Source organism: Pseudomonas fluorescens (genome assembly GCF_001307275.1).
Taxonomy (GTDB): Bacteria; Pseudomonadota; Gammaproteobacteria; order Pseudomonadales; family Pseudomonadaceae; genus Aquipseudomonas; species Aquipseudomonas fluorescens_AA.
The window spans coordinates 3,463,564-3,489,210 of record NZ_CP012831.1 but is presented as its reverse complement, the minus strand read 5'-3'; the positions used below and the strand labels follow the sequence as shown (position 1 = coordinate 3,489,210).

The window sequence follows — 25,647 nt, the reverse complement described above, 5'->3', positions numbered from 1 at the left end:
TGCCAAGCCTTGTGATCGGATTCGCCTGTTTAAGAGCTTTCGCACCCAGCCTACTGGCGCTATCCTTGGTTTCATCTCAATTGCCCCTGGGCGGCTAAAAACGACCTTGAACGCACCCATCGAACCACATCGCTTTATTCTCGAGCCCTTTGAAGCTCGCCGCTTCGCCAATCTGTGCGGGCAATTCGACGAGCACCTGCGCTTGATCGAACAGCGCCTGGCCATCGAGATCCGCAACCGCGGAAACCAGTTCGAGCTGATCGGCGAACCCAAGCACACCACCTCCGCGGAAAACCTGCTGCGCCGTCTCTACCGGGAAACCAAGGGGAGCGAGCTGTCGCCGGATACGGTCCACCTGTTCCTGCAGGAATCGGCTGTCGAAGAACTCGACAACCACGCCCCGTCGGAACCTGCCGTGGCCCTGCGCACGAAAAAAGGCATGATTCGCCCTCGCGGCTTGAATCAGCAGCGCTACGTGAAGGAAATCCTGGGCAACGACATCAACTTCGGCATCGGCCCGGCCGGTACCGGCAAGACCTACCTGGCCGTGGCCTGCGCCGTCGATGCGCTGGAGCGCGAACAGGTACGGCGCATCCTGCTGGTGCGACCGGCGGTCGAAGCGGGTGAAAAACTCGGCTTCCTGCCCGGCGACCTGGCCCAGAAGATCGACCCGTACCTGCGCCCGCTCTATGACGCGCTGTATGAAATGCTCGGCTTCGAATACGTCGCCAAGCTGATCGAGCGCCAGGTCATCGAGGTCGCGCCGCTGGCCTACATGCGCGGTCGTACCCTGAACAACAGCTTCATCATCCTCGACGAAAGCCAGAACACCACGGTCGAGCAGATGAAAATGTTCCTGACCCGGATCGGCTTCGGCTCCACCGCCGTCATCACCGGGGACATCACCCAGGTCGACCTGCCCCGTGGCACCAAGTCCGGGCTGAACCATGTGATCCAGGTCCTCAAGGACGTGCCAGGCATCAGCTTCACGCACTTCATGCCCAAGGACGTCGTGCGCCATCCGTTGGTCCAGCGCATTGTCGAAGCCTACGAGCGCTTCGAGAATCGCGAGGCCGACGACACGACCGAAGGCAAAGGCAATCGCCACAATGCTTGAACTCGACCTGCAAGTGGCCTGCGAACACGCCGCCCCCAGCGAAGCCCAGTTCCGCCAATGGTGCGAACTGGCCCTGCGCCAGCGCAGCGCCGACTCGGAGCTGACGATCCGCCTGGTGGACGAGCCCGAAGGCCGCGAGCTGAACCACACTTGGCGGCAGAAAGACTACGCCACCAACGTGCTGTCGTTCCCCGCCGACGTTCCCGACGAGCTGCTCGACATCCCGCTGCTGGGCGACCTGGTGATCTGCGTCCCGGTGGTGGAGCGTGAAGCGGCGGAACAAGACAAGCCCCCCGAGGCCCACTGGGCCCATCTGGTGATTCACGGCTGCTTGCATCTACTGGGTTACGACCATATAGAAGATGACGAAGCCGAAGAAATGGAAGCACTGGAACGAACGTTGCTTGCAGAGCTGGGTCATCCCGACCCCTACGCCGGCGACGAACACTGATACATCAACTGTAACGACAAAGGATTCAGAGTAATCGCTATGAGCGAAGATCGATCGAGCAACGGGCAGAAGTCATGGCTGGGCAAGCTCACCCAGGCTTTTGCCCATGAGCCGAAAAACCGCCAGGAGCTGCTGGAGCTGCTGCGCGATGCACACCAGAACAAACTGCTGGACAGCGAAGCGCTGGCCATCGTCGAAGGCGCCATCCAGGTCGCTGACCTGCAAGTGCGGGACATCATGGTCCCGCGCTCGCAAATGGTCAGCATCAAGGCGACCCAGACCCCGCGTGAATTCCTGCCCGCCGTGGTCGACTCCGCTCACTCGCGCTACCCGGTCGTTGGCGAGAGCCATGACGACGTCATGGGCGTACTGCTGGCCAAGGACCTGCTGCCGCTGATCCTTCAGGAGAACGGCGACAGCTTCAACATCAAGGACCTGCTACGCCCGGCCACCTTCGTGCCCGAGTCCAAGCGCCTGAACGTGCTGCTGCGGGAATTCCGCGCCAACCACAACCACATGGCCATCGTCATCGACGAATACGGCGGCGTGGCCGGCCTGGTCACCATCGAAGACGTCCTCGAGCAGATCGTCGGCGACATCGAGGACGAGCACGATGTCGAGGAAGACAGCTACATCAAGCCGCTGCCCAGCGGTGACTTCCTGATCAAGGCCCTGACGCCGATCGAGAACTTCAACGAATTCTTCGACAGCCAATTCTCCGACGATGAGTTCGACACCGTCGGCGGCCTGGTGATGAGTGCTTTCGGGCACCTGCCCAAGCGCAACGAAACCACGGAAATCGGCTCCTGGCGCTTCCGCATCCTCAATGCCGACAGCCGCCGGATTCACCTGCTGCGCCTGTCACCCATTGGCCGATAACCCCTGCGAGACCCGCTAAGGATATACATGCGCTGGATAACCCGCCCCGGCTGGCCCGGTAACCTGCTGGCCGTGGCGGCCGGTGCGATCACCACCCTGGCCCTGGCACCGTTCGACCTCTGGCCGCTGGCATTGCTGGCGGTCGGCTTGTTCTATGCCGGGCTGCGCGAGCTTTCGCCGCGCCAGGCCCTGGGCCGTGGCTGGTGTTTCGGTTTTGGCCTGTTTGGCGCCGGCACCAGTTGGATCTACGTCAGCATCCATAACTTCGGTGGAGCCTCGGTGCTGCTCGCCGGGCTGTTGATGCTGCTGTTCATCGCCGCCATCGCCTGGTTCTTCGCCCTGCCCGCCTGGCTGTGGGCGCGCTGGCTGCGCCGCAACGAGGCGCCCTTGGCCGATGCCCTGGCATTCGCCGCGCTGTGGTTGGGCCAGGAAGCCTTCCGCGGCTGGTTCCTCACCGGGTTCCCGTGGCTGTATTCCGGTTACAGCCAGCTCGACGGCCCCCTGGCCGGCCTCGCGCCGCTGGGCGGGATGTGGCTGATCTCCTTCACCCTGGCCCTGACCGCCGCGCTGCTGTACAACGCGCCGCGGCTGATCCGCGGTGCCCGCAAAGGTTTTATTGCCGCGGGCGTGCTGCTGTTGATCGGCCCGTGGGTGGCCGGCATGGCACTCAAGGGGCATGCCTGGACCAGCCCCTCGGGCGACCCGCTGAGCGTCGCGGCGATCCAGGGCAACATCGAACAAAGCATGAAGTGGGACCCCGAACAGCTCAACGCGCAGTTGGCGCTGTACCGCGACATGAGCTTCGCCTCCAAGCGCGTCGACCTGCTGATCTGGCCGGAAACCGCGGTGCCGGTGCTCAAGGAGTCCGCCCAGGGCTACCTGGACATGATGGGCAACTTCGCCGCCGAGCGGCAGTCGGCGCTGATTACCGGCGTGCCGATTCGGCAACTGGTGCATCACGAGAAGCGTTACTACAACGGCATCACCGTGACCGGCGAAGGTGACGGCACCTACCTGAAGCAAAAACTCGTGCCGTTTGGCGAATACGTGCCGCTACAGGACATCCTGCGCGGCCTGATCGCCTTCTTCGACCTGCCCATGTCGGACTTCGCCCGGGGCCCGGCCGACCAGCCGTTGCTGCAAGCCAAGGGTTACCAGATCGCCCCGTTCATCTGCTATGAAGTGGTCTACCCGGAGTTCGCCGCCAGCCTCTCGGCGCGCAGCGACCTGCTGCTGACCATCAGCAACGACACCTGGTTCGGCACCTCGATCGGCCCGCTGCAACACCTGCAAATGGCCCAGATGCGCGCCCTGGAAGCCGGCCGCTGGATGATCCGCGCCACCAACAACGGCGTGACCGGCCTGATCAACCCCTTCGGCCAGATCACCGCACAGATCCCGCAATTCGAGCGCGGCATCCTCTACGGCGAAGTGGTGCCGATGCACAACCTGACCCCGTACCTGCAATGGCGCTCGTGGCCGCTGATCATTTTGTGCGTGTTGCTGCTGGGCTGGGCATTGGTGGCGAGCCGGATGGCCAAGACGGTTTAAAGCCTTCTGGAAGCACTTGTGGCGAGGGAGCTTGCTCCCGCTGGAGTGCGAAGCGCTCCCAGAAATTTTGGGGCCGCTGCGCAGCCCAGCGGGAGCAAGCTCCCTCGCCACAACTATGTTCAGCCCACACATTTCGTATGCTCAGCGATAGAACAACCAATACCCCACCAACCCCATCGCCTCATTCATCAACTGCCCGGACTGCCAGATCGACTTGAATTCCGGCATCCAGCCACCCAATGGCCGGGCGTTGTCCGGGCCCAGGAAGCCGACAGGCGCCGGCACCACTTCAAATCCTGACCGCTCGAAACTCCAGACCGCACGCGGCATGTGCCAGGCCTGAGTGACCACCACAATGCGCTTTATATTTTCCGGCAGCAGGATCTCGGCACTCATCTGGGCGTTTTCCCAGGTCGTGCGGCTGCGCTCTTCCTGCCAGCGAACGGTGACGCCGAAGTCGTCCCGCATCGAATCGGCCATCAACTTTGCTTCACTGGGTGGGGTGCCATAGTGCAAGCCGCCGGTCGTCAGCACGGGCAAGCCCGAAGCCTTGGCCAGTCGCGCCGCATAACGCTGGCGTTCGAGGCCGACACCGGTGGGCTGGTCCGCCCCCCAAGCCAGGTCACCGCGCTCGCGACCGGAACCCAGCACCACGATGGCGTCGGCACGCTGGGCCAGGGTCGCCCATTCACTGCGTGGCAACGGCGGTTCACGCTCCAGTGCCTTGGCGCTCCACTGCACCACCACCGGCAGGCTCATCAGCCAGAAGCCGCCCAGGCCCACGGCGAAACACAGGCGAGCCAGGCGCGGCCGCGAATGACGCCACCACCAGGCAAGCGCCAACAACAGCAAAAGAATGCCGGGCGGCAATAAAAGTTGTTTGATGAAATAGCGAAACGGCATCGGGCATCTCCATAGATGCCCGAAGCCTAGGTGGGTTGACGCAAAGCGACAACAGATTCGAAAAAACCTTGAATCAAAAAAAGCGACACGCGTGAATCCGGCGCTACTTGAACTGCAGTGACCGGACCTTTACAGCATCCTTGTCAGGCGTCCGGTCCTTGAGCCATACAACCTTGGCCGAACGGGGCGCCTCGAGACGCTTGAGTACCTGGGCCCCACTGGCGGGGGGTTGATGTCCGGCCTGTTCGAGGTAAGCCTCGACCAGTTCGAACTCTGCGGGGCTCAAGCCACGCAGCTCCAGCTCTACCGGACGCTCATCCCGCAAGCGGCCGGCGGTTCTTGCAGCGTCCAGGGCCACCCCGAGACGATCGATCAGTTTTTCATACAACTCAGGTGTAGCGACTTTTCGTTGTGATTCAACCATCCCTCACCTCATTGAAGATAAGACTCACTCCCCATTGAGAAGCTTAGCTTCGCTGGGCAAACCGGCAGGGCGCCGCGACCAACGGCCCTGAACACGGGTTCGCGCCGGCGATCGTCGATGGCCAGCACGCAATCAGGGTTTCCCTCGGTAGAGCGCGGTCATGTATGCTACGGCGCTTCCTGTAACTCCACTTCCAGCTTGGCTGGGCATCGAAAACGCCGCATTCGGCGTCGTCTGCGTCCAGCATGGCCACGAAGAGGATTGGGCCACCCCATTCAGTACAAAAGTAGCCATGCACGAACACTACCAGCCCCGTGAAATCGAAGCCGCCGCCCAGTCGTTCTGGGACGAGCAAAAGTCCTTTGAAGTCAGTGAACAGCCAGGCAAGGAGACTTACTACTGCCTGTCGATGTTCCCTTACCCCAGCGGCAAGCTACACATGGGGCACGTGCGCAACTACACCATCGGCGACGTGATCTCCCGCTACCAGCGCATGCAAGGCAAGAACGTCCTGCAACCCATGGGTTGGGACGCCTTCGGCATGCCGGCGGAAAACGCCGCGATGAAGAACAACGTGGCCCCCGCCAAGTGGACCTACGAAAACATCGCCTACATGAAGACCCAGCTGCGCAGCCTGGGCCTGGCGGTGGACTGGTCCCGCGAAGTGACCACCTGCAAGCCGGACTACTACCGCTGGGAACAATGGCTGTTCACTCGCCTGTTCGAAAAAGGCGTGATCTACCGCAAGAACGGCACCGTGAACTGGGACCCGGTGGACCAGACCGTACTGGCCAACGAGCAAGTGATCGACGGTCGCGGCTGGCGCTCCGGCGCGCTGATCGAAAAGCGCGAGATCCCGATGTACTACTTCAAGATCACCGCCTATGCGGATGAACTCCTGGAGAGTCTCGACGAGCTGACCGGTTGGCCCGAGCAGGTCAAGACCATGCAGCGCAACTGGATCGGCAAGTCCCGGGGCATGGAAGTGCAGTTCCCGTATGACGTCGCCTCCATTGGCGAAGCCGGTACCCTGAAAGTCTTCACCACCCGTCCGGACACGCTGATGGGCGCCACTTATGTGGCCGTGGCCGCCGAGCATCCGCTGGCCACCCTGGCGGCACAGAACAACCCCGAGCTGCAGGCGTTCATCGCCGAATGCAAGGGCGGCAGCGTCGCCGAAGCCGATGTCGCCACCCAAGAGAAGAAAGGCTTGGCGACGTCGTTGTTCGTCGAGCACCCGCTCACCGGCGAGAAGCTGCCGGTGTGGGTCGCCAACTACGTGCTGATGCACTACGGCGACGGCGCGGTGATGGCCGTGCCGGCCCACGACGAGCGTGATTTCGAATTCGCCCACAAGTACAACCTGCCGGTCAAAGCGGTGGTGCGCACCAGCGCCGGCGACCAGACTCCGACACCTTGGCAGGACGCCTATGGCGAACACGGCGAACTGATCAACTCCGGCGAGTTCAACGGCCTGGACTTCCCAGGTGCATTCGATGCCATCGAAGTCGCCCTGATCAAGAAGAACCTCGGTGCCTCGCGCACCCAGTTCCGCCTGCGGGACTGGGGCATCAGCCGCCAGCGCTACTGGGGCTGCCCGATCCCGATCGTGCATTGCGACACCTGCGGTGACGTACCGGTGCCGGAAGACCAGTTGCCCGTGGTCCTGCCAGAAGACGTCGTACCCGACGGCGCCGGCTCGCCCCTGGCACGCATGCCCGAGTTCTACGAGTGCAGCTGCCCGAAATGCGGCGCACCGGCCAAGCGTGAAACCGACACCATGGACACCTTCGTCGAGTCCTCCTGGTATTACGCGCGCTACGCCTCGCCGCACTATGAAGGCGGCCTGGTGGAAAAATCCGCGGCCGACCACTGGTTGCCGGTGGACCAGTACATCGGCGGCATCGAACACGCCATTCTCCACCTGCTCTACGCACGCTTCTTCCACAAGCTGATGCGTGACGAAGGCCTGGTGAGCTCCAACGAGCCGTTCAAGAACCTGCTGACCCAAGGCATGGTGATCGCCGAGACTTACTATCGTCGCGAAGCCAACGGTGCCTACACCTGGTTCAACCCGAGCGACGTCGAGCTCGAACGCGACAGCAAGGCCAAGGTCATCAGCGCCAAGCTGATCGCCGACGGCCTGCCGGTGGAAATCGGCGGCACCGAGAAAATGGCCAAGTCGAAGAACAACGGCGTCGACCCACAGTCGATGATCGACCAGTTCGGCGCGGACACCTGCCGCCTGTTCATGATGTTCGCCTCGCCACCTGACATGAGCGCGGAATGGTCCGACTCGGGCGTCGAGGGCTCGCACCGCTTCCTCAAGCGCGTCTGGCGCCTGGCCCAGGCCCACGTCACCCAGGGCCTGCCGGGCAAGCTGGACCTCGCCGGCCTGAACGACGAGCAGAAAGCCGTTCGTCGCTCGATTCACCTGGCCATCAAGCAGGCCAGCCATGACGTCGGCCAGAACCACAAATTCAACACCGCCATCGCCCAGGTGATGACGCTGATGAACGTACTGGAAAAAGCCGCGCAAGGCTCCGAGCAGGATCGCGCACTGATTCACGAAGGCCTGGAAGCCGTGACGCTGCTGCTGGCGCCGATCACCCCGCACATCAGCCACGAGCTGTGGAATCAACTGGGTCACGCCGACCCGGTGATTGACGCTCGCTGGCCGGTGGTGGACGAAACCGCGCTGGTGCAGGACAGCCTGACCCTGGTCATCCAGGTCAACGGCAAGCTGCGCGGCCAGATCGAAATGCCGGCCGCCGCCACACGTGAAGAAGTCGAAGCCGCTGCGCGGGCCAATGAAAACGTGCTGCGCTTTGTCGATGGCCTGACGATTCGCAAAGTGATCGTCGTGCCCGGCAAGCTGGTCAACATCGTCGCAAGCTAATTGGATCGGGCGCGAGGCTCAAGCCTGGCGCCGAATACAACCTGCGGGGTCGCATGGTCGACCCCCATAGGGTTCAAGGGGAGCAACAAGATGATCAAACGTAATCTGCTGGTAGTGGGCCTGGCGGTCCTGTTGAGCGCCTGCGGCTTCCAACTGCGCGGCACCGGCACCACCGAGCTGGCAATCAAGGAACTGGACCTCAGCGCACGGGACGCCTATGGCGACACCGTCAAGTTGCTGCGCACCAGCCTGGAAAACAGCGGTGTGAAAGTCTACGGCGGGGCGCCGTACAAGCTGGTACTGACCCGTGAACAGCAAACCCAGCGCAGCCTGAGCTATGCCGGTGCCGGTCGGTCGGCCGAGTACGAACTGAACAACGTGCTGAGCTATGAGATCCGCGGCCAGAACGATCTGGTGTTGTTGGACGACAAGCTGCAAGTGCAGAAGGTCTACCTGCACGATGGCAACAACATCACCGGTTCCGACCAGGAGTCGAGCGAAGTGCGCGAAGAAATGCGTCGTGACCTCGTGCAACGCATGATGCTGCGCCTGCAACAGCTGAACCCGGCCCAACTGGACCAACTGCAACAGACCGCCGACGCCAAGGCCAAAGCCGAGGCCGAAGCCCTGGAAGCGGCGCGCAAGGCTGAAGCGGAAACCCCGCAACAGTCGCCGATGCAGATCCCGGCTGAATAAGCCTTGCGGGGCGCTCCGGCGCCCCGCTCGCTTTCTCTTATGAAGCTCGCTCCCGCCCAACTCGGCAAACACCTGCAAGGCGCCCTCGCGCCGGTCTACATCATCAGTGGCGATGACCCGCTGCTGTGCCAGGAAGCCGCCGACGCCATCCGCACTGCCGCACGCCAGCAAGGCTTCGATGAACGCCAGGTCTTCGCCGCCGACGCCAGTTTCGACTGGGGCACGCTGCTGCAGGCCGGGGCGAGCATGTCGTTGTTCGCCGAAAAACGCCTGCTGGAACTGCGCTTGCCCTCCGGTAAACCCGGGGACAAGGGCGCCGCTGCGCTGATCGAATATTGCTCACGCCCGGCCGAGGACACGGTGCTGCTCATCAGCTTGCCGAAACTCGACGGCAGCGCGCAGAAGACCAAATGGGGCAAGGCCTTGGTCGAGGGCCAGCAGACCCAGTTCGTGCAGATCTGGCCGGTGGATGTCAGCCAACTGCCCAGCTGGATCCGCCAACGCCTGTCCCAGGCCGGCCTCTCGGCCAGCCAGGACGCGGTGGAGCTGATTGCCGCCCGGGTCGAAGGCAACCTGCTGGCCGCCGCCCAGGAAATCGAAAAGCTCAAGCTGATGGCCGAAGGCGGGCAGATCACCGTAGAAACGGTACAGGCTGCCGTGGCCGACAGTGCGCGCTTCGATGTCTTCGGCCTGACCGATGCGATCCTCAACGGTGAAGCCGCCCATGCCCTGCGCATGCTCGAAGGCCTGCGGGGCGAAGGCGTCGAGCCGCCGGTGATCCTCTGGGCCCTGGCCCGGGAGTTGCGCCTGCTGGCCAACCTGTCCCTGCAGTACAGCCAGGGCGTACCGCTGGACAAGGCCTTCAGCCAGGCCCGCCCGCCCGTCTGGGACAAGCGCAAACCCCTGATGAGCAAGGCCCTGCAACGCTACTCCGCACCACGCTGGGCGCAATTGCTGCTCGAGGCCCAGCGCATCGATGCGCAGATCAAGGGCCAAGCCGCCGGCTCGCCATGGATGAGCCTGAGTCGGTTGTCGTTGTTGATGGCCGGTCAACGACTGGCGTTGCCTGCCGAGTAAACACACTCTTCAAGCCAGAGGGCTTTTGGTGGCGAGGGAGCTTGCTCCCGCTGGGGCGCGAAGCGGCCCTGTTTTTTTGGGTCTGCTTCGCAGCCCAGCGGGAGCAAGCTCCCTCGCCACAAAAGCGTTACTTCAGGCGACACTTCCTCTTGCATGCAGGGACTGGACAACACCCCAACTCTGTCCCATGATTTGCCCCGCAAAACCACCCCACGAGAGATCCCATCATGAGCAAAAAGCCATCCAGGCATGGCCCCAACAAGGCCAAGTCCATCGTCGCCCAGCCCCTGTTCCGCAGCCGCCAGGAACGACCCGCCAAGGGCAAAGGCAGCTACCGCCGCGAAGCCTTCCAGTCTGACAACTGGGAGGCTTCTTGCTTTCTGGCCGCTTGAAACACTCGGACAAGCCCTACGCCCCTTTCGCATGTTAAGGTCAGCACCTGATTTGTATTTCTGGACCCGTGCATGCCCTTCTGTCTTTCCCATCGTTGGCCACTGCGCCAAATGATTGTTGCCGCAAGCGTTGTCCTGCTTGTCGCCTGCGCCGAAAAACCTACCGCCGCCGACGCCCAACCGCTCCAGACCGTTCCCGCCGTGACCGCTCCGGCCATCGTGCCGCCCGTGGTGCCCACCGGTGATGACCTGGCCATTGCGCCCACCCAGACCTTCGCTGAATGGCAGGCCGGGTTTCGCAGGGAAGCCCTGGCCGCCGGGATCCGCGCCGATTTGTTCGACCGTGCGTTTGTCGGCGTCAGCCCGGACATGAGCGTGATCAAGGCCGACCGCAGCCAGCCGGAATTCACCCGCCCCGTGTGGGAATACCTCGATGGCGCGCTGTCGCCACTGCGGGTCAACAAAGGCAAGAGCCTGATCCAGCAGAACGCCCAGGTCCTGCAAAGCATCGAACAGCGTTATGGCGTCGATCGCGAAGCGCTGGTGGCGGTGTGGGGCATGGAGAGCAACTTTGGCCAGTTCCAGGGCAGCAAGTCGGTGATCAACTCCCTGGCAACCCTGGCCTACGAAGGACGACGCCCGGGCTTCGCCCATGCGCAATTGATCGCCGCGCTGCAAATCCTGCAACAGGGCGATATCACACCGGAAAAAATGCTCGGCTCCTGGGCCGGCGCCATGGGCCAGACCCAGTTCATTCCCACCACATATAACACCCACGCGGTGGATTTCGATGGCGACGGTCGCCGCGACATCTGGGGCAGCTCCACCGATGCCTTGGCTTCGACTGCGCACTACCTGCAAAGCTCCGGCTGGCAACGTGGCCAGCCGTGGGGGTTCGAGGTCAATCTCGCCGAGGGCTTCGACTACACCCTGGCCGATGGCACGATCCGCAAGCCCGTCTCCGAATGGATTCGGCTGGGCGTTTCAGAATATGGCGGCTTGCCGATCACCCCGGATGACAAGCAGCTATCGGCGTCCCTGCTCCTGCCAGCCGGCCATCGCGGCCCGGCGTTCCTGATCTTCGATAACTTCCGTGCCATCCTCAAGTACAACAACTCGTCGTCCTATGCCTTGGCGGTCGGGCTGTTGTCAAAGCGCTTCACCGACGGCGGGCTGGTCTACGGCCAGTGGCCCAAGGAAGACCTGCCCCTGAGCCGCAGCGAACGCATCGAATTGCAAACCCTGCTGGGCAAGCACAACTACGACGCGGGCAACCCCGACGGCATCATCGGCGCCAACACCCGCAAGGCCATCCGCAGCGCCCAGCAGTCGTTCGGCTGGCCGGCGGATGGGTATCCGACGCAGCAGTTGCTGGAGGCATTGCGTAGCCGCTGAATTGCCGTATGGCGGGCTACCGCCATCGCGAGCCAGCTCGCTCCCACAGGTGTTCCCAATCAACCTGTGGGAGCGAGCCGTGGGAGCAAAGCTTGCTCGCGATGGCTGATTCCCAAGCGCTACATGACTAGCGACTGACCACCACGTCCTGCTCCAACACCAACCTCTTCTCCCCCGCATCCAACGTCACCAAGGCCCCCATGGGCAAGGTCAGGTTCGGATCGCAATGCCCGCTGCGCCAGCCGGACAGCACCGGAATGCGCAATGGCGCGAAGGTCTGCTTGAGCAGCCCGTTCAACGCCTCGACATCGACCCCGGCCACGTCCCCCACCAACACACCGCGCAGTTGTGCCAACGTGCCGGCCAGGCGCAGTTGGGTCAGCAGTCGGTCGATGCGATACAGCGGCTCGTTGACGTCTTCGATGAACAGGATCACCCCTTCGGCGTCGATCTGATAAGGCGTGCCCATGGTCGCGGCAATGATCGACAGGTTGCCGCCCAGCAGACGTCCGTGGGCGATGCCTGGCTCGACGGTAGTCAATGGGTAGGCCGCAGGGTGGTTCAGTTCGCTGCCGGCCTTCAACTGTCCACGCAGCAGGCTGAAAAACGAGGTGACGGTTGGGGGTTCCTTGTCGCCCAGCAGATCGGCGTTGAGCAGCGGGCCGTGGAAGGTCACGAAGCCTGCGTAACGGCTGATGGCCAGGTGCAGGGCGGTGATGTCGCTGTAGCCTACGAATGGCTTGGGGTTGCGTCGCAGGAGGTCGAAGTCGATGCGATCCAGCAGGCGCGGTGTGCCGTAGCCGCCCCGTAGGCAGATGATGGCTTTGACTTCTGGGTCGGCGAAGGCGGCGTGCAGGTCGTTGAGGCGTATTTCGTCGCTGCCGGCGAGGTAGCCGTTCTTTTCGTAGACGCCTGGGAAGATTCGCAGCTCATGACCTCGGGCGCGCATCCATTGGATGGCTTTTTCCGTGTCCAGGGGGGCGGGGCCGGCGGGGGCGATCACGGCGATCAGGCCTTCTTGAGGGAGGGCTGGGACGGGGTGGTGTGGGGTTAGGTCCATGCGTTTCCCGCTTTGTAGGCTTGTGTGTATATCCGTTTCTTGTGTAACGGCTACTTATGGTTCCGCTCTTACAGCGGGTCACTTTTGGAAAAGCGCCAAAAGTAACCAAAAACGCTTTGCCCCACCACTCGGTGCCTCGCCTAGGCTCGGCATCCCCGAACGCAGGCATTGCTCCGTGGGCCGCCGCGAAGGGCCATCCATGGCCCAGCGCGGCTATCCCGGCATCCATGCCGGGATGCCCACTGCGCAATGCCTGCGTTCGGCCAGCGTGGTTTAACGGGGCGCCTAGATCAAGATCAAGATCAAGATCAAGATCAAGATCAAGATCCAAAGCAAAGCAAAGCAAAGCAAAGCAAAGCAAAGCAAAGCAAAGCAAAGCAAAGCAAGAGCGCGACACATCCAGCATCTATGTAACTGAAGCACCGCCATCGCGAGCAAGCTCGCTCCCACAGGGCCTGGCGGTGTTCACAATATCTGGGCAGGTACACAAGCCCGCTCCCACATGGACTTGCGGGTGATCGCAGCATCTGCACACAACACAAAAACCTGTGGGTGATCACAGCATTTGCACACAACACAAAAACCTGTGGGTGATCACAGCATTTGCACACAACACAAAAACCTGTGGGTGATCACAGCATTTGCACACAACACAAAAACCTGTGGGTGATCACAGCATTTGCACACAACACAAAAACCTGTGGGTGATCACAGCATTTGCACACAACACAAAAACCTGTGGGTGATCACAGCATTTGCACACAACACAAAAACCTGTGGGAGCGAGCTTGCTCGCGATGACGTCAGCACAGCCAACATCACCACAAACTGATCCTCCGCTTTCGCGAGCAAGCCCGCTCCCACAGGAGGAACGCGCTCACTCTAAGCCAGGCCGGCTATAAGGCCGCCTCGCGTGGCTTTTGATCTGGGGCGCCCCGTTAACCACGATGGCCGAACGCAGGCATTGCGCAGTGGGCACCTCGGCATGGATGCCGAGGTAGCCGCGCTGGGCCATGGATGGCCCTTCGCGGCGGCCCACGGAGCAATGCCTGCGTTCGGGCACACCGAGCCCAGGCGAGGTGCCGAGTGGTGGGGCAAGAGCGTTTTGGTTACTTTTGCGCTTTTCAAAAGTGACCCGCTGTAAGAGCGGAACCGTAAGTAGCCGTTACCTAAGAAACGGATATACACCCCCCCCCCACAAACCAGCTAAATCAAGAACCCAGAAGCTCAGCCTTGACCAACTTAGCCTGCTCATCCGCATGATACGAAGACCGCACCAACGGCCCCGAAGCCACGTTCTTGAAGCCCATCTTGTACCCTTCCTCAGCAAACCAGGCAAAGGTATCCGGGTGCACAAAACGCTGCACCGGCAAGTGACTACGGGACGGCTGCAAGTACTGCCCCAAGGTCAGCATATCGATATCATGCTCACGCATGCGCTTCATGACCTCGATAACTTCCTCATCCGTCTCACCCAGGCCCAGCATCAAGCCGGACTTGGTCGGAATGTGCGGCATCATCTGCTTGAAGCGCTGCAGCAAGGTCAGCGACCACTGGTAATCCGACCCCGGACGCGCGGCCTTGTACAGGCGCGGTACGGTTTCCAGGTTGTGGTTGAACACATCCGGCGGCTCGGCGGCGGTGATTTCCAGGGCGATGTCCATGCGGCCACGGTAATCGGGCACCAGGGTTTCCAACTGTACGTTCGGCGACAGCTTGCGGATCTCGCGGATGCAGTCGGCAAAGTGCTGGGCACCGCCGTCACGCAGGTCGTCACGGTCCACCGAGGTGATGACCACGTACTTGAGCTTCAGGTCGGCAATGGCGATGGCCAGGCTTTCCGGTTCGTTGGTGTCCAAGGGCTTCGGACGGCCGTGGCCGACGTCACAGAACGGACAACGACGGGTGCAGATGTCGCCCATGATCATGAACGTGGCGGTACCGCCGGAGAAGCACTCGCCCAGGTTCGGGCAGGATGCTTCCTCGCAAACGCTGTGCAGCTTGTGCTTGCGCAGCAAGGCCTTGATGCGGTCGACTTCCGGGGAAACCGGGATGCGCACGCGGATCCAGTCGGGTTTCTTCGGCAGTTCGGTGGTGGGAATGATCTTGACCGGGATGCGTGCAACCTTCTCGGCGCCGCGCAGCTTGACGCCGGCCTCTACCTTGGCACGCGGGGCCGGACGCTCGGTGACGTCCAGCGTCGGGATCATGGTTTGCACTGCATCAGTAGTCATATCAGTCGATTCCGCCCGTGAGGGTCGTCTGCTCAGCATAGTCGAGGTGTTTGACGAGCTGCGCGCGCAGCCGGGCACTTACCTCGGCAAATTCAATCGATCCTGCGTGCTCGCTCAACTGGGTCATCGCCAGTCCCGCGTAGCCACAGGGATTAATCCGTCGGAATGGCGCCAGGTCCATGTCCACGTTCAGCGCCAGGCCATGAAACGAACAGCCATGGCGGATCCGCAAGCCGAGGGAGGCGATTTTCGCCCCATCGACGTAGACACCCGGCGCATCCGGCTTGGCCGCCGCCGTCACACCGTAGCTGGCCAGCAGCTCGATCAGGCACGTTTCCATGCGGGTGACCAGCTCGCGCACGCCAAACCCCAGCTTGCGCACATCCAGCAACAGGTAGGCGACCAGCTGACCAGGGCCATGGTAGGTCACCTGCCCGCCCCGGTCGACCTTCACCACCGGGATATCCCCCGGTAGCAACAGGTGCTCGGCCTTGCCGGCCTGGCCCTGGGTGAACACCGGCGGGTGTTCCACCAGCCAGACTTCATCGTCGGCGGTGGTACCGCGTTCGTTCGTGAAGCGTTGCATGGCATGCCAGACCGGCTCGTAGGCCATCGTGCCCAGCTCGCGAAAGCCCAGCGTGCCCGGCATCACAACACCATGTGCACGAAACCGGTCGCTCGCAGCTCGCTGTTGATGTCGTAGAGCTGTTCCTGACCAGTGGCAATGATGTGCAACTGGATCGTCGTGTACTTGCCGTTGGTACTCTGGCGCTCGGCCAGGGTCTTGTGGTCAACGGTGGCATGTTTTTCAAGGATCGCGATGATCTTGTCCTTGAACCCCACGCCGGTGTCGCCGATTACCTTGATGGGGTAATCCGCGCAGGGAAATTCGATTTTTGGCGCCTTTACTTCAGAGTCTGTCATGGCGTAACGGCCTCGTAAGCCGTGGTAACGCACATGGCCCCGCTCCGGATGGGAACGAGGCCATGCAGGTCAACACTTCGATCAGTTGAACAAGCCGTAGAAGAATAGACGGATGCTATCCCAGATGCGGCGGAAGATACCACCTTCCTCGACCGCGTCCAGAGCGATCAGGTCAGCGCTGTGCACCACTTTGTCGTCCAGTTTGACTTCGACTTTACCGATCACGTCGCCCTTGGCGATGGGAGCGGTCAGTTGCGGGTTCATGGTCATGCTGGCAGCGAGCTTTTTGAGCTGGCCTTTGGGCAGGGTCATGGTCAGGTCCTGGGCCAGGCCGGCCTTGACCTGGTTGCTCGAACCTTTCCAGACCTGGGCCTGGGCCAGTTCGGTGCCCTTCTGGTAGAAGGTCTGGGTTTCGAAGAAACGGAAACCGTAGGTCAACAGCTTCTGGGTCTCGGCAGCACGGGCCACTTCGCTGCTGGTGCCGAAGACGACGGCGATCAGGCGCATGCCATCACGCACAGCCGAAGACACCATGCAGTAGCCGGCTTCGTCGGTGTGACCGGTCTTCAGGCCATCGACGGTCTTGTCGCGCCACAGCAGCAGGTTGCGGTTAGGCTGCTTGATGCCGTTCCAGAAGAACTCCTTCTGGGAGTAGATGGCGTAGTGGGCCGGGTCTTCATGAATGATTGCCCGGGCCAGCAGCGCCATGTCGTGAGCCGACGAATAGTGCTCAGGGTTCGGCAGGCCGGTGGGGTTCATGAAGTGGCTGTTGGTCATGCCCAGGTCGGCCACGGTTTTGTTCATCATGTCGGCGAACGCATCTTCGCTGCCGGCGATGTGCTCGGCCAGGGCGACGCTGGCGTCGTTGCCGGACTGGATGATGATGCCGTGCAGCAGGTCGCTGACGGTCACTTGCGAACCGACCTTGATGAACATCCGCGAACCGCCAGTGCGCCAGGCGTTTTCGCTGACGGTCACCGGATCGTTTTCACCGATCTGGCCGCGACGGATTTCCAGCGTGGCGATGTAGGCGGTCATCAGCTTGGTCAGGCTGGCCGGTGGCAGGCGCTGGTCACCGTTGTTCTCTACCAGCACCTCGCCGCTGCTGGCATCCATGAGCACAAAGGATTTGGCGGCCAATTGAGGGGGAGCCGGCATCATCTCGACCGCGAACGCGGCCGGTGAGAGAAGCAGCGGGACTAGCAGGCAAAGGCGTTTGGCAAAGGTGGTGATGTTCATCCGTCTCTCGAAATCGCTAATGGGACTGCCCGAAGGCAAAACTGAAACAGGCAGCTTTCTAACGAGCTGCCGCGTATTTAAGTTGCTCACTCACTGCCCTTGCCGGGCTTTTATTATTCATGGAGCCAACAACCTGACCCGCTCCAACCGCCAGCGGGCCTCATTCAATTACTCAGCGGTGACCAGGCTCGGCGAACCGAGATTGGCCAGGCGCACACTGTTCTGCACCTGCTGGACTTCACCCGGAGAACCGATCGGCCCCAGGCGCACCCGATGCAGTGTCTGCTGGTTGCGCACGATCGAGCTGATGAACACCGGGGCGCTCACCATCGAGCTTAGCTTCGACCTCAGCAGCTCGGCAGCGTCCGGGTTGGCGAACGCGCCCACTTGCAGAAACTGGCCAGACGCTGTTGCAGAAGCGTTTTTTTTTGCATCGATCTGCACGGGTAGCACGGCCGCGGCGTGTTGCTGCGGCGGTGGTGTCCACTGTTCGACCGTGCCGGTGGACGCCGTCACGGTTGGCGCGGCATTTTGCGCCACTTTCGGCTCGTTGAGCATCAAAGGCGCCGGACGGCCACGTTGGGCCCACCATTCCTGCGGGTCGATGCCTTCGACCTTGACCCGGGCGGTGCCGATTTCAGCGTAACCGAGTTTTTTCGCCGCCGCATACGACAGGTCGATGATGCGGTCGGAATAGAACGGCCCACGGTCATTGACCCGCAGGATCACGCTCTTGTTGTTGTCCAGGTTGGTCACCCGCACATAGCTGGGCAGCGGCAGGGTCTTGTGGGCCGCGCTCATGCCATACAGGTCATAGACCTCGCCATTGGCGGTGTTCTGGCCATGGAACTTGGTGCCGTACCAGGACGCCGTGCCCGAGGCCACGTAGCGCTTGGACTCGGCCATCGGGAAATAGGTCTTGCCCAGCACCGTGTACGGGTTGGCCTTGTAGGGACCGGTGTGCAGGGTCGGCGTGGCGTCGGGGATGCGCGAGACATCCACGTCCCACCACGGCGCGCCGTCCTTGTGGGCCCGGTTGATGTCCAGGCCCGGCGTCGCGCGTACGGCGGTGGTGTTTTTCTGGGCCGGCGCGCGGCTGGTCGAACAACTGACGACCAACAGCGACAGCGCGGCCAACGCCACGAGCTTCAGGGGTTGATAGGTAGGCAATGCCCGCATTATTTGACGCCCCGTGCTTTGACCAGCTCTTCAGACAGTTGATATACGGCCATGGCGTACATCACGCTGCGGTTATAACGCGTAATCGCGTAGAAATTCTTCAGGCCCATCCAGTATTCGGGGCCTTGTTCGCCTTCCAGGCGCATCGCGGTGACCGGCATGTCGTCACGCAGCGCATCATGACTCGACCAGCCCAACGCCCGCAACTCCCCGACGGTTTTCGTCGGCTCGATGCCCTCGGTCAGCCCCTCGTCCACTTGCTCGCCACGCACGTCGGCACGGCTGACCACCGGCTGGCCGGCTTCCCAGCCGTGGCGCTTGAAATAGCTGGCGACACTGCCGATGGCATCGGTCGGGTTGGTCCAGATATTGATGTGGCCGTCGCCGTCGAAGTCCACCGCGTAGGCGCGGAAACTGCTGGGCATGAATTGCGGCAGGCCCATGGCCCCGGCATAGGAGCCCTTGAGGGTCAACGGATCGACCTGCTCTTCACGGGCCAGCAACAGGAACTCGCGCAGCTCCTTGCGGAAGAACTCGGCACGCGGCGGGTAATCGAAGCCCAGGGTCGACAACGCGTCGATCACCCGGAAATTCCCGGTGTTGCGGCCAAAGAAGGTCTCGACGCCAATGATCGACACGATGACCTGGGCCGGCACGCCGTATTCCTGCTCGGCACGGGCCAGGGCGGCCTCGTGCTGGCGCCAGAAGTCCACGCCCCGGGCGATACGCGCCTCGGTGATGAACATCGGCCGGTACTCGCTCCACTGCTTGACCCGCTCGGCGGGCCGGGAGATCGCATCGAGGATCGACTGCTTGCGTTCGGCCTCGCGAAACACCCCCATCAGCTGCTCACCGGCAAAACCGTAGTCGCGGGTCATCTCACCGACGAATTCGGCCACCTGGGGCGAGCCTTCGTATTCACCAGCCAAGGCCTGCGACGCACTGCCCAGGAAGCCGACCAGGCCGATCCACGGCGCATATCGCGTCGACCAGCCGCGCATTGCTTGCATTGAACTCTTCACCTTATTCAAACCTGCGCGATCCACTTGCGATGCGTATGAATCGACATCAAAACCCCAAACGCTGACAGTAGGGTCACCAGCGAAGTTCCTCCGTAGCTAATGAAAGGCAACGGCACCCCCACGACCGGCAACAGGCCACTGACCATACCGATGTTGACGAAAACATAAACAAAAAACGTCATGGTCAGGCTGCCCGCGAGCAATTTCCCAAACAGCGTCTGGGCCTGGGCAGTGATCACCAGCCCCCGGCCGATCAACAGCAGATAGATCAGCAGCAACACGCAGATGCCCACCAGGCCGAACTCCTCGCCCATGACGGCGATGATGAAGTCGGTGTGGCTTTCCGGCAAAAAGTCCAGGTGCGACTGGGTGCCCATCAGCCAGCCCTTGCCGAACACCCCACCGGAGCCGATGGCCGCCTTGGACTGGATGATGTTCCAGCCAGTGCCCAGCGGATCGCTCTCCGGGTCGAGGAAAGTCAGCACCCGCTGCTTCTGGTAGTCGTGCATCACGAAGTACCACATGGCCACCGACACCGGCACGGCGGCGGCGATCACGCTGAGGATCCAGCGCCAGCGCAGCCCGCCCATGAACAGCACGAAGGCGCCGCCGGCCAGGATCAGCAGCGAGGTGCCGAGGTCCGGCTGACGGACGATCAGGATGAACGGGATGCCGATCAGCAACAGGCTGATACACACATGCTTGAGCTGCGGCGGCAGGGAACGCTTGGCCAGGTACCAGGCGATGGTCGCCGGCATGATGATCTTGAGGAATTCCGAAGGCTGGAAGCGGATCACCCCGGGTATGTTGATCCAGCGGGTGGCGCCCATGGCGTTGTGGCCCATGATGTCCACCACCACCAGCAAGCAGACCCCCACCACATAGGCCAGCGGCACCCAGCGCGCCATGAACCGCGGCTCAAGCTGGGCGATCACGATCATCGACACCAGGCCGATGCCGAACGAGGTGGCCTGCTTGGCCAGCAGGTCCCAGCTCTTGCCGCTGGCCGAATACAGCACGAACAGGCTGCCGGCGGCCAGGGTCAGCAGCAGGATCAGCAACGGGCCATCGATGTGCATGCGCTGCAACAAGGTGGCGCGACGGCGCATCACGTCTTCGCTGGAAAGGATCCGGTCGAAATTATTCTTCACGGGCCGTAGCCTCCGCAGTGATGGGGCTCGCGTACTCAGGCTTGAGCTGGCCGTGCTCATCCAGCAGCCAGGCGTCCATGATCTGGCGCACCACCGGCGCGGCGACGCCGGAACCCGACTCGCCGTTCTCGACCATGACCGCCACGACGATCTTCGGGTTGTCGGCCGGCGCGAAACCGACGAACAAGGCGTGGTCGCGGTGGCGTTCCTGGACCTTGGAGCGGTCGTACTTCTCGCCCTGCTTGATGGCGACGACCTGGGCCGTACCACTCTTGCCGGCAATCCGGTATTGCGCACCGATGGACGCCTTGCGCGCGGTGCCGCGGGCGCCGTGCATCACCTGCTGCATGCCGTTGTTGACCTTCTGCCAGTCCGACGGGTTGCGCAGGATGATGTCCGGCATCGGGTCCGGGTCCACCGGTTTCTGGCCTTCGATGGTCTTGGCCAGGTGCGGGCGATACCACTTGCCCTTGCTCGCCACCAGTGCCGTGGCCTGGGCCAACTGCAGTGGCGTGGCCTGCATGTAGCCCTGGCCGATCCCCAGGATCAGGGTTTCGCCGGGGAACCAGGCCTGGCGCCGGGTCGCCCGCTTCCATTCGCGCGAAGGCATCAGGCCGGGGGATTCCTCGAACATGTCCAGGGAAACTTTCTGACCGAGACCGAACTTGTTCATGTAGGACGACAACCGATCGATCCCCAGCTTGTGGGCCAGGTCATAGAAGTAGGTGTCGTTGGAACGCATGATCGCTGTTTCCAGGTCCACATAACCGTCGCCGGTACGGTTCCAGTTACGGTACTTGTGGTCATAGTTCGGCAACTGGTAATAACCCGGGTCGTAGACCCGGCTCGAAGCGGTCACCACGCCGGAGTCCAACCCGGCAATCGCCACGGCCGGCTTGATGGTCGAGCCCGGCGGATAGAGACCGCGCAGCACACGGTTGAACAGCGGCCGGTCGATGGAATCGCGCAGCTCGGCGTAGGCCTTGAAGCTGATGCCGGTGACGAACAGGTTCGGGTCGAAACTCGGCTGGCTGACCATCGCCAGCACTTCGCCAGTGTTCGGGTCCAGTGCCACCACCGCGCCGCGCCGCCCGCCCAGCGCCGCTTCGGCGGCCTCTTGCAGCTTGATGTCCAGGCTCAAGACGATGTCCTTGCCGGGGATCGGATCGGTGCGCTTGAGCACCCGCAATACGCGACCGCGAGCGTTGGTCTCGACTTCCTCGTAACCCACCTGGCCATGCAGTTCGGGCTCGTAGAAGCGCTCGATACCCGTCTTACCGATATGGTGGGTGCCGCTGTAATTGACCGGATCGAGGGTCTTGAGCTCTTTCTCGTTGATCCGCCCCATGTAGCCGACCGAGTGGGCGAAATGCGGCCCCTGGGGATAATGCCGCACCAACTGCGCCACCACCTCGACGCCGGGCAGGCGGAACTGGTTCACGGCGATCAGGGCGATCTGCTCTTCGGTCAGCTCGAACAGGATCGGCACCGGCTCGAACGGCCGTCGGCCCTGGCGCATGCGCTTCTCGAAGATCGCCCGGTCCTCGGGCGTCAGTTGCAGCACTTCGACGATCACGTCGAGTACCTGCTGCCAGTCACCGGAGCGCTCGCGGGTCATGCTCAGGCTGAAGCTGGGCCGGTTATCCGCCACCACCACGCCGTTGCGATCGAAGATCAGCCCGCGGGTCGGCGGGATCGGTTGCACGTGCACCCGGTTGTTTTCCGACAGGGTGGAGTGGTACTCGTACTGGATCACCTGGAGGAAATACAAGCGCGCAATCAGCACGCCGATCAGCGTCACCACCGTAATAGCACCGAACACGACGCGGCCCCGTACCAGACGGGCGTCTTTTTCGTGGTCCTTGATGCGGATCGGCTGGGGCATGGGGCAGGATTACTTGTGGTAAGGGTGCCCGGACAGGACTGTCCAGGCACGATACAACTGTTCGCCGATCAGGATCCGCACCAGCGGGTGCGGCAACGTCAACGGCGATAACGACCAGCGCTGATCGGCCCGGGCACAGACTTCCGGCGCCAGCCCTTCCGGGCCGCCGACCATGAAGTTGACCGTGCGTGCGTCCAGCCGCCAGCGATCGAGTTCCACCGCCAACTGCTCGGTGCTCCAGGGCTTGCCATGGACTTCGAGGGTGACGATGCGCTCGTTCGGCCCAACCTTGGCCAGCATGGCTTCGCCTTCCTGGCGGATGAAACGCGCCACGTCGGCGTTCTTGCCACGGGTGTTGAGCGGAATTTCCACCAGTTCCAGGGCCAGCTCGGAGGGAAGACGCTTGGCATACTCATGCCAGCCTTCTTCCACCCACTTGGGCATGCGAGAACCGACGGCGATCAGGCGCAGTCGCACAGCGGTCCCTTATTGCTGGTCTTTGTTGAGCTTGGTGAAGTGCTCATGGGGGTTTTCCGGGCTGTGGTGCGCGGCGCTGGCCGAACGGCTCTGCTCGGCACCGGCCCACAGGCGCTCCAGGTCGTAGAACTGACGTGCCGAGGCGGTCATCATGTGCACGATGACATCGTCCATGTCCAACAGCACCCAGTCGCTGTCGCCCTTGCCTTCTTCACCCAGCGGCTTGACGCCCTGGGCCTTGACCGCTTCGCGGACCTTGTCCAGCATCGCGCCAATCTGGCGGTTGGAGGTACCGGTGGCGATGATCATGTAGTCCGTGATGCTTTGCTTTTCACGAACGTCGATCACCTGGATGTCCTGGGCCTTGACGTCTTCCAGGGCCGCCACGGCCACCTTGACCAGCTCTTCGCCGACCAGCGCCACGCCGGTATGCGCCTCTACAGGCAGCGGGGCGCTCTTGAACGTGCCCTTGCGCTTTACTTTGTTTACGTCTTTGTCAGTCATATAAAACTCGTTTTGCTCGTATGTTCGGGCGCTTCGCTACACGCATTCACGTGCCTTGAAGCGCGCCTTTTTCAGTTCGACGCACGGTAAAGCCCGTGCGCATCGATGTAGGCCAGGACCGCGTCGGGCACCAGGAAACGTACCGACTTACCGCTGGCCAGCAGTTGACGGATCTGGGTGGCGGATACCGCGAGCGGCGTCTGCCAGACGAATGCAATCTGTCCGCTCGGCCCTTTCAGGGCCAGCGGGTCGCTCACCGAGCGGGCCGCCAGCAGGTTGCGCAAGGCATCCGGCGGCTCGCTGTCGGCATCCGGGCGTTGCAACACCAGGATGTGGCAATGCTGGAGCAACTCTTCCCAGCGATGCCAAGTGGGCAGGCCGCAAAATGCGTCCCAGCCCAGAAGCAGAAAAACCTGGGCCTCAACGGCCAGTTCGGCGCGCATCAGCTCCAGGGTATCAATGGTGTAGGACGGTTTGTCCCGCTGCAATTCGCGGGCGTCCACCACCAGCGGTGCCACACCGGCCACCGCGCACTCGACCATCGCCAGACGGTCCTGCGCCGACACCTGTGGCGTGTCCCGGTGAGGCGGCCTGGCGCTGGGCGTCAGGCGTAGCTCATCGAGAGCCAGGGCGTCGGCGACTTCCAGCGCACCGCGCAAATGGCCGATGTGCACCGGGTCGAACGTGCCGCCCAGGATACCGATGCGCCGGGGCGGAGTTGTCGTCGTCACAGCGGCTGACGGGTCGAGGTCGCCCAAGTCAGACCGGCTCCTGTCCGCGCAACTGGCCGTCACCGACCACAATGTACTTCTCGCAGGTCAGGCCTTCGAGGCCCACCGGGCCGCGGGCGTGCAGCTTATCAGTAGAAATGCCGATCTCGGCACCCAATCCGTATTCAAAGCCGTCGGCGAAGCAGGTCGGGGTGTTGATCATCACCGACGCCGAATCCACTTCGGCCACGAAACGCCGGGTTTCGCCCTGGTGTTCACTGACGATGGAATCAGTGTGGTGCGAGCCGTGGCGGTTGATGTGTTCGATGGCCTGGTCCAGCCCGTCGACCACGCGGATCGACAAGATCGGTGCCAGGTACTCGGTGTCCCAGTCTTCTTGCGTGGCCGCAACGGCCTCGATGATCGCCCGGGTGCGCTCGCAACCGCGCAGTTCGACGCCTTTTTCGCGGAACTGGGCGGCCATCGACGGCAGGAAGTCCTGGGCAACGGCCTGGTCCACCAGCAGGGTTTCCATCGCGCCGCAGATACCGTAGCGGTAGGTCTTGGCGTTGAAGGCGATGCGCTGGGCCTTCGGCAATTCGGCGTGGGCACTGACGTAGACGTGGCAGATACCGTCCAGATGCTTGATCACCGGCACGCGGGCGTCACGGCTGACCCGTTCGATCAGGCCTTTGCCGCCACGTGGCACGATGACATCGACGAACTCGGGCATGGTGATCAGGGCGCCGACTGCGGCGCGGTCGGTGGTTTCCACCACTTGCACCACGGCCGCCGGCAGATCGGCCTCGGCCAGGCCGCGCTGGATGCAGGCGGCAATGGCACGGTTGGAATGGATGGCTTCGGAACCGCCGCGCAGGATGGTCGCGTTCCCCGACTTCAGGCACAGGCTCGCGGCGTCGATGGTCACGTTCGGCCGCGACTCGTAGATGATCCCGACCACGCCCAGGGGCACGCGCATCTTGCCGACCTGGATGCCCGACGGGCGGTAGCTCATGTCGCGGATCGCCCCGACCGGGTCCGGCAGGGCCGCGACCTGGCGCAGACCGACGATCATGCCGTCGATGCGGGCCGGGGTCAGCGCCAGGCGCTCGAGCATGGCCGGTTCGAGGCCATTGGCCCGGCCGGCGGCCAGGTCCAGCTCGTTGGCGGCGGACAACTCGGCGCGCGCAGCGTCCAGCGCATTGGCGGCGGCCTGCAGGGCGCGGTTTTTCTGCGCGGTGCTGGCCCGGCCGATGATGCGCGACGCTTCGCGAGCGGCGCGACCCAGGCGGGTCATGTAGTCAAGAACGGACTCAGTCATGGTCTGTGTGGTCTTGGCGATGGGGAAAGCGGCAGATTATAGCTGTCGTAACCCTCGACTAACAGCATGGACTCGCAGTGGTGACCGGCGGAGAAGTAAAACAGGCGTAAACAGCCGGTTGAAGCGAGTGTTCAGCGGTGATTAAGCTTTCCATTGC

Annotated in this window: 24 protein-coding genes; 9 read left to right on the top strand and 15 right to left on the bottom strand. The window is 62.6% G+C overall.

Annotated features, from left to right (window positions below; all coding sequences use genetic code 11):
* The first annotated feature begins 106 nt into the window (after positions 1 to 106).
* The 4 genes from AO356_RS15425 to lnt are packed head-to-tail and all read left to right on the top strand — an operon-like array spanning position 107 to position 3,998.
* Positions 107 to 1,117, top strand: a complete 1,011-nt coding sequence (locus AO356_RS15425; protein WP_060740491.1) for a PhoH family protein — start codon at positions 107 to 109, stop codon at positions 1,115 to 1,117.
* A complete protein-coding gene (ybeY, locus tag AO356_RS15420) occupies positions 1,110 to 1,568 on the top strand; it encodes an rRNA maturation RNase YbeY (protein WP_053125636.1) in 459 nt (152 codons plus the stop codon). The genes AO356_RS15425 and ybeY overlap by 8 nt, the downstream gene beginning before the upstream one ends.
* Positions 1,569 to 1,607: 39 nt before the next feature.
* Positions 1,608 to 2,447: an HlyC/CorC family transporter gene (locus AO356_RS15415; RefSeq protein WP_003205870.1), complete on the top strand. Its 840-nt coding sequence runs from the start codon at positions 1,608 to 1,610 to the stop codon at positions 2,445 to 2,447.
* Between the two features lie 27 nt (positions 2,448 to 2,474).
* Positions 2,475 to 3,998: an apolipoprotein N-acyltransferase gene (gene lnt / locus AO356_RS15410; protein WP_060740490.1), complete on the top strand. Its 1,524-nt coding sequence runs from the start codon at positions 2,475 to 2,477 to the stop codon at positions 3,996 to 3,998.
* A 141-nt stretch (positions 3,999 to 4,139) separates the two neighbouring features.
* Here the strand turns inward: lnt and AO356_RS15405 are convergent, their stop codons facing one another.
* Together AO356_RS15405 and AO356_RS15400 are read right to left on the bottom strand one after the other, a co-directional pair.
* Complete coding sequence (locus tag AO356_RS15405) at positions 4,140 to 4,901, bottom strand: YdcF family protein (protein ID WP_060740489.1); 762 nt, start codon at positions 4,899 to 4,901, stop codon at positions 4,140 to 4,142.
* A gap of 103 nt (positions 4,902 to 5,004) precedes the next feature.
* Positions 5,005 to 5,325: a hypothetical protein gene (locus AO356_RS15400; protein WP_060740488.1), complete on the bottom strand. Its 321-nt coding sequence runs from the start codon at positions 5,323 to 5,325 to the stop codon at positions 5,005 to 5,007.
* A gap of 292 nt (positions 5,326 to 5,617) precedes the next feature.
* Here AO356_RS15400 and leuS point away from each other — a divergent pair, with 292 nt between their 5' ends.
* The 5 genes from leuS (at position 5,618) to AO356_RS15375 (ending at position 11,784) form a co-directional block, all read left to right on the top strand.
* Positions 5,618 to 8,224 (top strand): leucine--tRNA ligase, encoded by a 2,607-nt coding sequence (gene leuS, locus AO356_RS15395; RefSeq protein ID WP_060740487.1) that lies wholly within the window; start codon positions 5,618 to 5,620, stop codon positions 8,222 to 8,224.
* A 90-nt stretch (positions 8,225 to 8,314) separates the two neighbouring features.
* Positions 8,315 to 8,920, top strand: coding sequence for an LPS assembly lipoprotein LptE (gene lptE, locus AO356_RS15390; RefSeq protein ID WP_060740486.1), 606 nt, complete (start codon positions 8,315 to 8,317; stop codon positions 8,918 to 8,920).
* A 39-nt stretch (positions 8,921 to 8,959) separates the two neighbouring features.
* The gene (gene holA / locus AO356_RS15385) at positions 8,960 to 9,997 is read left to right on the top strand and encodes a DNA polymerase III subunit delta (RefSeq protein ID WP_060740485.1); all 1,038 of its coding nucleotides are present in this window, start codon (positions 8,960 to 8,962) and stop codon (positions 9,995 to 9,997) included.
* Between the two features lie 227 nt (positions 9,998 to 10,224).
* Complete coding sequence (arfA, locus tag AO356_RS15380; protein ID WP_030140368.1) at positions 10,225 to 10,389, top strand: alternative ribosome rescue factor ArfA; 165 nt, start codon at positions 10,225 to 10,227, stop codon at positions 10,387 to 10,389.
* Between the two features lie 72 nt (positions 10,390 to 10,461).
* Positions 10,462 to 11,784, top strand: a complete 1,323-nt coding sequence (locus AO356_RS15375) for a lytic murein transglycosylase (RefSeq protein ID WP_060740484.1) — start codon at positions 10,462 to 10,464, stop codon at positions 11,782 to 11,784.
* A 127-nt stretch (positions 11,785 to 11,911) separates the two neighbouring features.
* Here AO356_RS15375 and AO356_RS15370 read toward each other — a convergent pair whose 3' ends face one another.
* The 13 genes from AO356_RS15370 to AO356_RS15310 form a co-directional block, all read right to left on the bottom strand.
* Complete coding sequence (locus AO356_RS15370) at positions 11,912 to 12,844, bottom strand: S66 peptidase family protein (protein ID WP_060740483.1); 933 nt, start codon at positions 12,842 to 12,844, stop codon at positions 11,912 to 11,914.
* Between the two features lie 1,211 nt (positions 12,845 to 14,055).
* The gene (lipA, locus tag AO356_RS15365) at positions 14,056 to 15,078 is read right to left on the bottom strand and encodes a lipoyl synthase (RefSeq protein ID WP_014340371.1); all 1,023 of its coding nucleotides are present in this window, start codon (positions 15,076 to 15,078) and stop codon (positions 14,056 to 14,058) included.
* Position 15,079: 1 nt separating this feature from the next.
* A complete protein-coding gene (gene lipB, locus AO356_RS15360) occupies positions 15,080 to 15,727 on the bottom strand; it encodes a lipoyl(octanoyl) transferase LipB (protein ID WP_003205887.1) in 648 nt (215 codons plus the stop codon).
* Complete coding sequence (locus AO356_RS15355; protein WP_053125656.1) at positions 15,727 to 16,002, bottom strand: DUF493 domain-containing protein; 276 nt, start codon at positions 16,000 to 16,002, stop codon at positions 15,727 to 15,729. The genes lipB and AO356_RS15355 overlap by 1 nt, the downstream gene beginning before the upstream one ends.
* Before the next feature lie 81 nt (positions 16,003 to 16,083).
* Positions 16,084 to 17,241 (bottom strand): D-alanyl-D-alanine carboxypeptidase family protein, encoded by a 1,158-nt coding sequence (locus tag AO356_RS15350; RefSeq protein ID WP_060740482.1) that lies wholly within the window; start codon positions 17,239 to 17,241, stop codon positions 16,084 to 16,086.
* A 168-nt stretch (positions 17,242 to 17,409) separates the two neighbouring features.
* Entirely contained in the window at positions 17,410 to 18,420 is a 1,011-nt protein-coding gene (locus AO356_RS15345) for a septal ring lytic transglycosylase RlpA family protein (protein ID WP_060740481.1), read from the bottom strand.
* Positions 18,420 to 19,430 carry a lytic murein transglycosylase B gene (gene mltB, locus AO356_RS15340; RefSeq protein ID WP_060740480.1) on the bottom strand — a complete coding sequence of 337 codons (1,011 nt, stop codon included), beginning with the start codon at positions 19,428 to 19,430 and terminating at the stop codon, positions 18,420 to 18,422. The genes AO356_RS15345 and mltB overlap by 1 nt, the downstream gene beginning before the upstream one ends.
* A gap of 17 nt (positions 19,431 to 19,447) precedes the next feature.
* Positions 19,448 to 20,551, bottom strand: a complete 1,104-nt coding sequence (gene rodA / locus AO356_RS15335; protein WP_060743125.1) for a rod shape-determining protein RodA — start codon at positions 20,549 to 20,551, stop codon at positions 19,448 to 19,450.
* Positions 20,552 to 20,582: 31 nt separating this feature from the next.
* On the bottom strand, positions 20,583 to 22,478 hold the full coding sequence (gene mrdA, locus AO356_RS15330; RefSeq protein WP_060740479.1) for a penicillin-binding protein 2: 1,896 nt from the start codon (positions 22,476 to 22,478) through the stop codon (positions 20,583 to 20,585).
* A 9-nt stretch (positions 22,479 to 22,487) separates the two neighbouring features.
* Positions 22,488 to 22,955: a 23S rRNA (pseudouridine(1915)-N(3))-methyltransferase RlmH gene (gene rlmH / locus AO356_RS15325; protein ID WP_047229490.1), complete on the bottom strand. Its 468-nt coding sequence runs from the start codon at positions 22,953 to 22,955 to the stop codon at positions 22,488 to 22,490.
* Between the two features lie 9 nt (positions 22,956 to 22,964).
* On the bottom strand, positions 22,965 to 23,459 hold the full coding sequence (gene rsfS / locus AO356_RS15320; RefSeq protein WP_058543147.1) for a ribosome silencing factor: 495 nt from the start codon (positions 23,457 to 23,459) through the stop codon (positions 22,965 to 22,967).
* A 71-nt stretch (positions 23,460 to 23,530) separates the two neighbouring features.
* Entirely contained in the window at positions 23,531 to 24,217 is a 687-nt protein-coding gene (nadD, locus tag AO356_RS15315; RefSeq protein WP_060740478.1) for a nicotinate-nucleotide adenylyltransferase, read from the bottom strand.
* A gap of 1 nt (position 24,218) precedes the next feature.
* Positions 24,219 to 25,490, bottom strand: a complete 1,272-nt coding sequence (locus AO356_RS15310) for a glutamate-5-semialdehyde dehydrogenase (RefSeq protein ID WP_060740477.1) — start codon at positions 25,488 to 25,490, stop codon at positions 24,219 to 24,221.
* Between the last annotated feature and the right edge of the window lie 157 nt (positions 25,491 to 25,647).

Excerpts from the sequence above, each read along its gene's own strand:
- mltB (WP_060740480.1), bottom strand. The coding sequence starts at position 19,430 with ATGCAAGCAATGCGCGGCTGGTCGACGCGATATGCGCCGTGGATCGGC.
- lipB (WP_003205887.1), bottom strand. The coding sequence starts at position 15,727 with ATGCCGGGCACGCTGGGCTTTCGCGAGCTGGGCACGATGGCCTACGAG.
- rodA (WP_060743125.1), bottom strand. The coding sequence starts at position 20,551 with ATGCGCCGTCGCGCCACCTTGTTGCAGCGCATGCACATCGATGGCCCG.
- holA (WP_060740485.1), top strand. The coding sequence starts at position 8,960 with ATGAAGCTCGCTCCCGCCCAACTCGGCAAACACCTGCAAGGCGCCCTC.
- AO356_RS15310 (WP_060740477.1), bottom strand. The coding sequence starts at position 25,490 with ATGACTGAGTCCGTTCTTGACTACATGACCCGCCTGGGTCGCGCCGCT.
- AO356_RS15415 (WP_003205870.1), top strand. The coding sequence starts at position 1,608 with ATGAGCGAAGATCGATCGAGCAACGGGCAGAAGTCATGGCTGGGCAAG.
- AO356_RS15350 (WP_060740482.1), bottom strand. The coding sequence starts at position 17,241 with ATGAACATCACCACCTTTGCCAAACGCCTTTGCCTGCTAGTCCCGCTG.
- AO356_RS15345 (WP_060740481.1), bottom strand. The coding sequence starts at position 18,420 with ATGCGGGCATTGCCTACCTATCAACCCCTGAAGCTCGTGGCGTTGGCC.
- AO356_RS15375 (WP_060740484.1), top strand. The coding sequence starts at position 10,462 with ATGCCCTTCTGTCTTTCCCATCGTTGGCCACTGCGCCAAATGATTGTT.
- rsfS (WP_058543147.1), bottom strand. The coding sequence starts at position 23,459 with ATGACTGACAAAGACGTAAACAAAGTAAAGCGCAAGGGCACGTTCAAG.
- AO356_RS15370 (WP_060740483.1), bottom strand. The coding sequence starts at position 12,844 with ATGGACCTAACCCCACACCACCCCGTCCCAGCCCTCCCTCAAGAAGGC.
- AO356_RS15355 (WP_053125656.1), bottom strand. The coding sequence starts at position 16,002 with ATGACAGACTCTGAAGTAAAGGCGCCAAAAATCGAATTTCCCTGCGCG.
- AO356_RS15405 (WP_060740489.1), bottom strand. The coding sequence starts at position 4,901 with ATGCCGTTTCGCTATTTCATCAAACAACTTTTATTGCCGCCCGGCATT.
- ybeY (WP_053125636.1), top strand. The coding sequence starts at position 1,110 with ATGCTTGAACTCGACCTGCAAGTGGCCTGCGAACACGCCGCCCCCAGC.
- AO356_RS15400 (WP_060740488.1), bottom strand. The coding sequence starts at position 5,325 with ATGGTTGAATCACAACGAAAAGTCGCTACACCTGAGTTGTATGAAAAA.
- lptE (WP_060740486.1), top strand. The coding sequence starts at position 8,315 with ATGATCAAACGTAATCTGCTGGTAGTGGGCCTGGCGGTCCTGTTGAGC.
- lipA (WP_014340371.1), bottom strand. The coding sequence starts at position 15,078 with ATGACTACTGATGCAGTGCAAACCATGATCCCGACGCTGGACGTCACC.
- leuS (WP_060740487.1), top strand. The coding sequence starts at position 5,618 with ATGCACGAACACTACCAGCCCCGTGAAATCGAAGCCGCCGCCCAGTCG.
- mrdA (WP_060740479.1), bottom strand. The coding sequence starts at position 22,478 with ATGCCCCAGCCGATCCGCATCAAGGACCACGAAAAAGACGCCCGTCTG.
- lnt (WP_060740490.1), top strand. The coding sequence starts at position 2,475 with ATGCGCTGGATAACCCGCCCCGGCTGGCCCGGTAACCTGCTGGCCGTG.
- arfA (WP_030140368.1), top strand. The coding sequence starts at position 10,225 with ATGAGCAAAAAGCCATCCAGGCATGGCCCCAACAAGGCCAAGTCCATC.